We start from the raw sequence: 7,567 nt of genomic DNA, 5'->3' as shown, positions 1-7,567 counted from the left end.
ATTCATGATGTCATGGATCCATCACCATTGGATGAGAAATTTAAAGCCTTTGGATGGCATGTCATTGAAATTGATGGACATAACTATGATGAAATAGAAAAAGCCTTTGCACAGGCAAAGACGATCAAAGAACAGCCAACGCTGATCTTTGCCCATACGATCAAAGGCAAGGGCGTATCCTTTATGGAAAATCAGTCGGCATGGCATGGTACGGCTCCGAATGCTGAGCAATGCGCAGCAGCATTAAAAGAACTGGATGGTGAGTAAGATGGCAAAAATTGCGACAAGAGAAGCCTATGGAAAGGCACTGATGAAATTAGCGCAGCAAAGAGATGATATTGTTGTGTTAGATGCCGACCTTTCAGGTTCGACAAAATCAGGAAGTGTAAAAAAAGTAAAGCCGGATATCTTCTTTAATATGGGGATTGCGGAAGGTAATATGATGGGCGTGGCGGCCGGACTGGCAGCCAGCGGCAAGACTGTCTTTGCGTCAAGCTTTGCGATGTTTGCGAGCGGCAGAGCCTATGAACAGATCAGAAACAGCATTGGTTATCCTGCGCTGAATGTAAAAATATGTGCGACTCATGCGGGTCTGAGCGTTGGTGAAGATGGTGCCAGCCATCAGTGTATCGAAGATATTGCTTTGATGCGTGTGATTCCGGGCATGAAGGTCTTCCAGCCGGCTGATGCGATCGAATGTGAACAGCTGATTGAAGCAGTAGCAGATATCAAGGGACCATGCTATGTACGTATGAGCCGTTTGGCTACGGAGCAGGTACATGATGAGAATTATCAATATGAATATGGAAAAGCAGAAGTGATCCGGGAAGGAAAAGATGTTTTGATCATCGCTACCGGACTGGAAGTGCTGGAAGCAATAAAAGCAAGTGAATTATTGAAAGAAGAAGGTATTACACCGACGATTCTTAATGTTCATACGATCAAACCGTTAGATGAAAAAACCATTATAGAAATGGCAAAGAAACATTCTGTGATCCTTACTGCTGAAGAACATTCTGTTATTGGCGGATTGGGAAGCGCAGTAGCTGAATGTCTATGCCAAAGCTATCCTGCTAAGCTGATCATGGTCGGTGTTCAGGATACATTCGGAGAAAGCGGTAAGCCTGCTGAACTGTTTGATAAATATGAATTGGATGCAAAACATATCGTAAAGAAGGTAAGGGAAGCATATTATGGAAACGATCAAGCTCGATGATGAAGATTATGGTGAATTTAATGATTTGATGGAGGAATATGAAAACCTGATTGAAGAGTTTAAAGAACAAAATCAGGATATTGCGATTCAAATCGATGAAACCTTGAACGAAAAAAAAGCGAATCATTTTGATAAATGATCGCTTTTTTCATGCTTACAGAGTTGTTTTCCAAAGACCGTGAAGGTTGCAATATTCGTAAACCGCTACAACGCTCTCACCTTCAGCCAGCTTGAATGAAGCAGTAGGTTCTTCGTTTGGATTCAGATATTTTTTCATACCACCCAGGTTTGTCTGTACATAGATCCACTGAATATAATGTTCAGGAAGCATTGGATGATCAACGCTGCCAACACGTACAACCACATTATTGCCTTCTACATTTACCACAGGTACATGTTTTTCTCCTGCTCCGTCACTGGTATTTGGTACCAATTCATGCATGTTTTCACCACAACAAACAATAGGAACGCCTGATTCATGGATCATTTCTACGATATTGCCACAATGATTACATCTAAAAAATTTTACGTCTTTCATAATACTTGTTCCTCTCTTTCAATTTAATTATAGTATCTTTTATTTCCTTATGCAAGCAGATGACACTTTAGAAATATAACTTGATGATGATCGGCATAAAGCTATAATAAAAGACATGATGATGGAGGTTTTTATGAAATTAAAACTAGAGGGAATTCAAAAAAGCTTTGATTCAAAAGAAGTCCTGAAAAATATTACCTTTGAATTTGAAGAAGGAAAGATCTACGGACTTCTCGGAAGAAACGGAGCAGGTAAAACGACACTTTTTAATTGTATCAGTGAAGATATTCCTTATGACAAGGGAGAAATGAAGATCATTGAGAATGATCAGGAAAGAAAACTGACAACGGATGATATCGGATATGTCTATTCAACACCTCAGGTTCCTGATTTTCTTACAGGCAGAGAGTTCTTAAATTTTTTTATCGATATCAATCGTTCTAAGATCAGTGATCTGAAAAGCATTGATGACTATTTTAATTTAGTGGGAATCGATCCGGAAGATCGCGACCGCTTATTAAAAGATTATTCTCATGGTATGAAAAATAAGATGATGATGCTTGTGCATATTATCTTTAATCCGAAAATTCTTCTTCTTGATGAGCCGCTGACAAGTTTTGATGTTGTAGCGGCAGCCCAGATGAAACAGCTTTTGAAAGATATATCGGGGAAGCATATCTTGATCTTTTCTACGCATATCATGGAACTGGCCTTGGATCTTTGTGATGAGATCGTCCTTTTAACACATGGAGAATTGGAAAGAATAGAACGTGATGGAGAAGATCGGGATACCTTTGAAGAAAAGATCATTTCCAGATTAAAGGGTGAAGATGATGAATGAGTTTATTTATTCATTTCAGCTAAAAAATGTTTATCGTACAAATTCATTTTTATATTATTTAAAACGTTTTCCGTTGATCAAACGGGTGATACCGAATGATGTCTATGCGAAAAAAGGTCTGAAGACATTTGCGAAATGCTTGTCTTTTCTATATGAATTTGTGACACTTTTTATTTGGAAGCTGCTTTATCTTTATTTGATTTTTATGTTACCGTCCATGATAATGGAAACGTCTGTCGATCCAACGATTTCTTTTCATATTTTCTTTTTTATGACGCTGATTGGCGGATTGCTGAATACTTCGATCTTAAATCCTACAAAGGATAAATATTATGCCATCTGTTTGATGAGGATGGATGCTAAAAAGATCGCTTTGAGTGAATTTCTTTATTTTCAGTTCAAAAATTTTATCGGAATGGCCATTGCAGCTTATTTGATTCAGTTATTTATTCCTCTTGATCTTATTTCTTGTCTGAGCCTTTCTATATTGGTCGTTGCCTGCAAATTTATTTTTGGCGCTTTGCTTTTAAAAAAGAGTCAGAAGAAGGTTTATAACGAAAATAAAGGAGATATCTTAAAGCTTGCCTTATGTCTGCTTTTTCTTGGAGCTGCTTTTGTACCGTTATTCTTTTCAATGTATATGTCAATGAGCCTTTATTATATCCTTTGCGGAATCATGATCATTTTTGGTTTATTGGCTTTTGGCTATTTATATAAGTTTGATGGTTATACAGCTATTTACAGAGAATTATTGAAGCCTGAGAATATTATTTTCAATGTTACACAGGTTCAAAAACAAGGAAATAAAGTTTTTACGGATAAGATTGAATATGAGCATATCACAACTTCTAAAAAAGGCTATGCTTATTTAAATTACTTGTTTGTTCAACGTCATAAACGCTTGCTGACAAAAACAGCGAATCGGATCGCACTTGGTTCATTAGCAGTGATTGCTTTGCTTATCGTGGGAGTTGCTGCAGTGGAACCGATAAGGGCAGGGATCAATGAATATTTGATCAGTTTTCTTCCTTATTCATTGTTTTTGATGTATCTGATCAATCGCGGTGAATCAATCACGAAGGCAATGTTCATCAACTGTGATAATGCGATGCTTCATTATCATTTTTATCGCCAGCCGTCTGCAATATTGGGAATGTTCAAACAGCGTCTGCAAAGCTTAATTCTCATTAATTTACGGCCTGCAGGAGTGATTGCGTTGGGGTTGACAATCCTATTGGCAGTAAGTGGCGGAAGTGCCAATCTATCCGATTATGTGATCCTGCCAGTAACGATCCTTTGTCTTTCCGTTTTCTTTTCTGTTCATTATCTGGTGCTTTATTATCTGCTGCAGCCTTTTAACAGTGAAGTAGAAATGAAAAATCCATTTTATCAGGTGATGACTGCATTGACCTATTTTATCTGCTATGGATTCATGCAACGGATCGATTCCCATTATTTTGGTGCTTGGGTCATCGGCTTGACGATCGTTTATATTATTCTTGCTTTATTTCTGACCTATCATCTGGCACCGAAGAGATTTCGACTTAAATAAATTACGCATGCTGATGCATGCGCTTTTATAAAATACGAAGGAATCCCTCATATTTCCAGAAAGAGTTGAAAACGTACAATAGAACGTGCTAAAATAAAAGAAATTAGGGGAGGGGAAGAGCCTATGATCTATACATGTACTTTAAATCCTGCACTTGATAAAATGGGATATGTTGATAAAATTCAGCTGAATCAGCTGAATCGTTTGACGCATATTGAAAGTGATGCGGGTGGCAAAGGAATCAATGTATCAAGAGATATCAAGGCTTTGAATCATAAATCGGTAGCTGTCGGCTTTTTGGGCGGTTCTGCTGGTACTTTTATCGAGATGCTGCTGAGAAGAGAGGATATCGATCATAATATGATCGAAATACTTGGAAACACACGGACAAATTTAAAAGTATTTGATGAAAATGGTGTCAGTGAATTTAATGAAGAAGGTCCTTTTGTTTTGAATGATGAGCTGGAGGCTCTGCTGGATTTTTTCAGAAGTCATCTTGATGAAAGATGTATCCTTGTTATCAGCGGTTCGATGCCGAAGGGCTGTGGAATGGATACATATAAGAGGATCATTGAAATTGCAAAGGAAAATGAATCACTGGTATTTCTGGATACAAGCATGAAATATCTGATGCCTTCCCTGGAGGCACATCCTGATATCGTAAAGATCACAAGTACGGATCTGGCGAAGATCAATCATATTGATGCTCGCTTGAGCGAAGAAGAAATTGCTTCCATGGGAAGAGAGTTTATACGTCAGCATTGTGAAATGCTCTGTGTTTCGCATGACCATCAGGGAGTTTATTTGATTACGAAAAGCAAGATGCTTCATTGTACTCCGATGAATTTGGAAATCAAATCAAAGGTAGGTGTTGGTGATGCTTTTGTGGCCGGTTTTGTCGTAGGACTTGAAAACGGCCTGCGTGATGAGGAAGTATTGCGTCTGGCAGGAGCCAGCTATGCGGCGGCCTCTCAGCGCTCCAATGCTCATCCTAAGAGCTATGAGGAAGTACGTGCTTATCTGGATCAGATCGTGATCGAAAGAAAATGAACATGAGGATATAATGTAATAAAGGTTTGACTGTTTTGTCAAACCTTTATTTAATAATCAAATGATTTCCGCAAGAATTTTATCCATCATAAAGCGTTTGCTGCGTCGTATGGCTTTTTGTACATATTCACAGCCATTGATATAGCCGTTGACATAAGCTTTTTTATAATGGGAGCTGCGTAGTCTGATTTCCTTGATCTGTGCTTTTATACGTTTTCCTAAATCATCCAGATTATCGGTATAGTTATCTAAAAGTAATTGGATATCATGTAATGCTTCCTGATGTCCTTCTTTAAAATAACCTCTATACTTGATTTCATATTCCACATTGGAAATGGCTTCCTTGACATATTCAAGACGAGAGGAATATTCTTTTAAAAATTTAGAAAAATGTGGTTTACTGCCTTTTTTATCACGAAATTCACCTTCCACGAACTCGGAAAAATTGTTGTAGCCGTTATTTTTCAAAGAATCTTCGATCGTATCAGAGATATTTTTAGAAAGCTTATCCACGCTGCTGGATACCTTTTGTGCGATTTCTTCACCATTGATCTGTGAAAAATAATCATCGATCGTGTCAAAAAGATCTTTATTGTTATTCCTGTTCATACTATTCCTCCATAAATGCCTTTAACTGATCCTTGTTCATCTCATCAACAACCAGTCCGTCTTTTTTCAATAAATTCTCTAATACGCTCATATCAACATTTAAATTTAATTTTTCTTCATCAAATAATGAACGGGTAATATTTTTGATAGCTTCATTGACTAAGACCAATGTCTGATTTAATTTCTTCTTCAAAGCAACAGCTTCATCTGTCTTGCTCACTTTACAATAATTGTGAAGGATATCCAAAAGGATAGGTAAATAATACTCATCAAGCTTATGGATCTTTTCATTCTGCAAAGGATATTCGATCAACAGTTTTTGAAGATATTTCAGCTGGTTGGTACAGTTATAAAGTCCCAGTGAAAGCTCTTCATCCGTAATGTCGATATTATAGGAATCAATAGCTTCGATCGTACCTTCAAACGGAAGAGTCTTTTTTTCCCGGGGCTTTTCTTTTTCAGGTATCTTGATTTGGGTATCAAGGATACTGGTTAAGAGAGCTTTGTATTTATCAGGATATTTTTCCTTAAATTCATATAAGGCACATATTCGTTCACTATTATAATATACCTCGATATCTGAAAATTCTTCCCCGTTTTTCACAAGTTGAATATGATCATTGACATCAAAAGGGTTTTTGGAATCTAATTTTTTAAGGACACTTTTTTCTAATTTGCGGTATTTATTGAAACGCAGAGATTTTGGATAAAAATCAAAAATCAGACATATGGTGATTATGACAGGAATCATGGAAATCAGATCATAATCTAAAAATGTCAGATAATCATTGAGCGTACCATATATGACCCACATGATAATGATAATAGGAATTTTGTATTTCATAAGCTCCCCCTTATTTTATTTTCTTGTATAGCTCTTCCATGGAAGAAGTCAAACGGTCATCGATCAATCCGTCTTTCTTTAATAAATCTTCTAAAACATTCATATTCACATTCATATCTAGCTCATCCTTTTCAGATAAGCTGAAGGTAATATTTTGAATGGCGGTATTCACCAGATCGATCGTTTTTGTCAGTTTTTCTTTTGCTTCTTCACTTTCTCCGCTTACCTGGGAAATCTTGCAGTATTGTTCAAGGATATCCATGAGGAGAGGCAGATAATGCTGTTGAAGCTTTTTGATCTTATCGTTTTCTTGAGGATAATCTGCAAGCAGCTGTTGAAGCTTTTTTAGATGTGTGCTGCATTCATCAAGAACATTAGAAACGGTTTCATCGGGAATATCGTCATTGAAACGGTCGATTTCTGAAATCTCATCACTGAACAACAAGGCTTTGGTATCCTCTTTTTTCTCTAAAGGCTGATTTCCATCCTGAAAAGAGGAAGCGTTGAATATCTGATATACTTTTTCTAAAAGCATCTGATATTGTTGAGGATAATCTTTTTTATATACAGCAAGTGAGCATAGATCTTTATCTTTATAAAGAATGTTCACATTCTTTAAATTTTGACCACTGCCTTGAAGTATGATAGAGTCATTGACCTTGAGAATTTCTTTGCTTTTCACAAGCAATAACAATGCTTTTTCCATTTCTCTGTTTTTAAGGCGTTGATTGTATTCATCGGGATGTCTTTTCTTTTCGATATAACTTATGATGATCATTATGATAAAAAGAATGAACAAAGCAATAAAAAGGTTCATAAAAAAATCAATATTATCATTGATCATATCTAAGATCGTAACGACAATAAGCAAAAGAAAATAATAGTACACTATCTTTTTCATACAACCACCTCCTTTA

The 7,567-nt window shown here is 36.7% G+C and carries 9 protein-coding genes and 1 pseudogene; 6 read left to right on the top strand and 4 right to left on the bottom strand.

Annotated elements, in window-relative coordinates; translation table 11 throughout:
• From Q0K35_RS03970 to Q0K35_RS03960, 3 genes and pseudogenes are all read left to right on the top strand, one after another.
• Nucleotides 1-267: pseudogene (locus Q0K35_RS03970) on the top strand (transketolase); the annotation flags it as partial.
• A 1-nt stretch (nucleotide 268) separates the two neighbouring features.
• Entirely contained in the window at nucleotides 269-1,216 is a 948-nt protein-coding gene (locus tag Q0K35_RS03965; protein WP_294561381.1) for a transketolase family protein, read from the top strand.
• A complete protein-coding gene (locus Q0K35_RS03960) occupies nucleotides 1,194-1,355 on the top strand; it encodes a hypothetical protein (RefSeq protein ID WP_294561380.1) in 162 nt (53 codons plus the stop codon). Before Q0K35_RS03965 ends, Q0K35_RS03960 begins: the two co-directional genes overlap by 23 nt.
• A 15-nt stretch (nucleotides 1,356-1,370) precedes the next feature.
• On the opposite strand, the gene Q0K35_RS03955 is transcribed toward Q0K35_RS03960, so the two are convergent.
• A complete protein-coding gene (locus tag Q0K35_RS03955) occupies nucleotides 1,371-1,754 on the bottom strand; it encodes a desulfoferrodoxin family protein (protein ID WP_294561379.1) in 384 nt (127 codons plus the stop codon).
• Between the two features lie 133 nt (nucleotides 1,755-1,887).
• Between Q0K35_RS03955 and Q0K35_RS03950 the strand changes: the two genes are divergently transcribed.
• The 3 genes from Q0K35_RS03950 (at nucleotide 1,888) to Q0K35_RS03940 (ending at nucleotide 5,197) form a co-directional block, all read left to right on the top strand.
• On the top strand, nucleotides 1,888-2,595 hold the full coding sequence (locus Q0K35_RS03950; RefSeq protein WP_294561378.1) for an ABC transporter ATP-binding protein: 708 nt from the start codon (nucleotides 1,888-1,890) through the stop codon (nucleotides 2,593-2,595).
• Complete coding sequence (locus tag Q0K35_RS03945; protein ID WP_294561377.1) at nucleotides 2,588-4,147, top strand: hypothetical protein; 1,560 nt, start codon at nucleotides 2,588-2,590, stop codon at nucleotides 4,145-4,147. Before Q0K35_RS03950 ends, Q0K35_RS03945 begins: the two co-directional genes overlap by 8 nt.
• 123 nt (nucleotides 4,148-4,270) lie before the next feature.
• On the top strand, nucleotides 4,271-5,197 hold the full coding sequence (locus Q0K35_RS03940) for a 1-phosphofructokinase family hexose kinase (protein WP_294561376.1): 927 nt from the start codon (nucleotides 4,271-4,273) through the stop codon (nucleotides 5,195-5,197).
• A 57-nt stretch (nucleotides 5,198-5,254) separates the two neighbouring features.
• Here the strand turns inward: Q0K35_RS03940 and Q0K35_RS03935 are convergent, their stop codons facing one another.
• The 3 genes from Q0K35_RS03935 to Q0K35_RS03925 are packed head-to-tail and all read right to left on the bottom strand — an operon-like array spanning nucleotide 5,255 to nucleotide 7,551.
• Nucleotides 5,255-5,806, bottom strand: coding sequence for a hypothetical protein (locus Q0K35_RS03935; protein WP_294561375.1), 552 nt, complete (start codon nucleotides 5,804-5,806; stop codon nucleotides 5,255-5,257).
• Between the two features lies 1 nt (nucleotide 5,807).
• Nucleotides 5,808-6,650: a hypothetical protein gene (locus Q0K35_RS03930; RefSeq protein WP_294561374.1), complete on the bottom strand. Its 843-nt coding sequence runs from the start codon at nucleotides 6,648-6,650 to the stop codon at nucleotides 5,808-5,810.
• A gap of 10 nt (nucleotides 6,651-6,660) precedes the next feature.
• Nucleotides 6,661-7,551, bottom strand: coding sequence for a hypothetical protein (locus Q0K35_RS03925; protein ID WP_294561373.1), 891 nt, complete (start codon nucleotides 7,549-7,551; stop codon nucleotides 6,661-6,663).
• Between the last annotated feature and the right edge of the window lie 16 nt (nucleotides 7,552-7,567).

The organism is uncultured Traorella sp. (genome assembly GCF_944327115.1).
GTDB lineage: Bacteria > Bacillota_I > Bacilli_A > Erysipelotrichales > Erysipelotrichaceae > Traorella.
The sequence above is the reverse complement of the archived record's forward strand: the minus strand, read 5'-3'. Positions and strand labels throughout refer to the sequence as shown.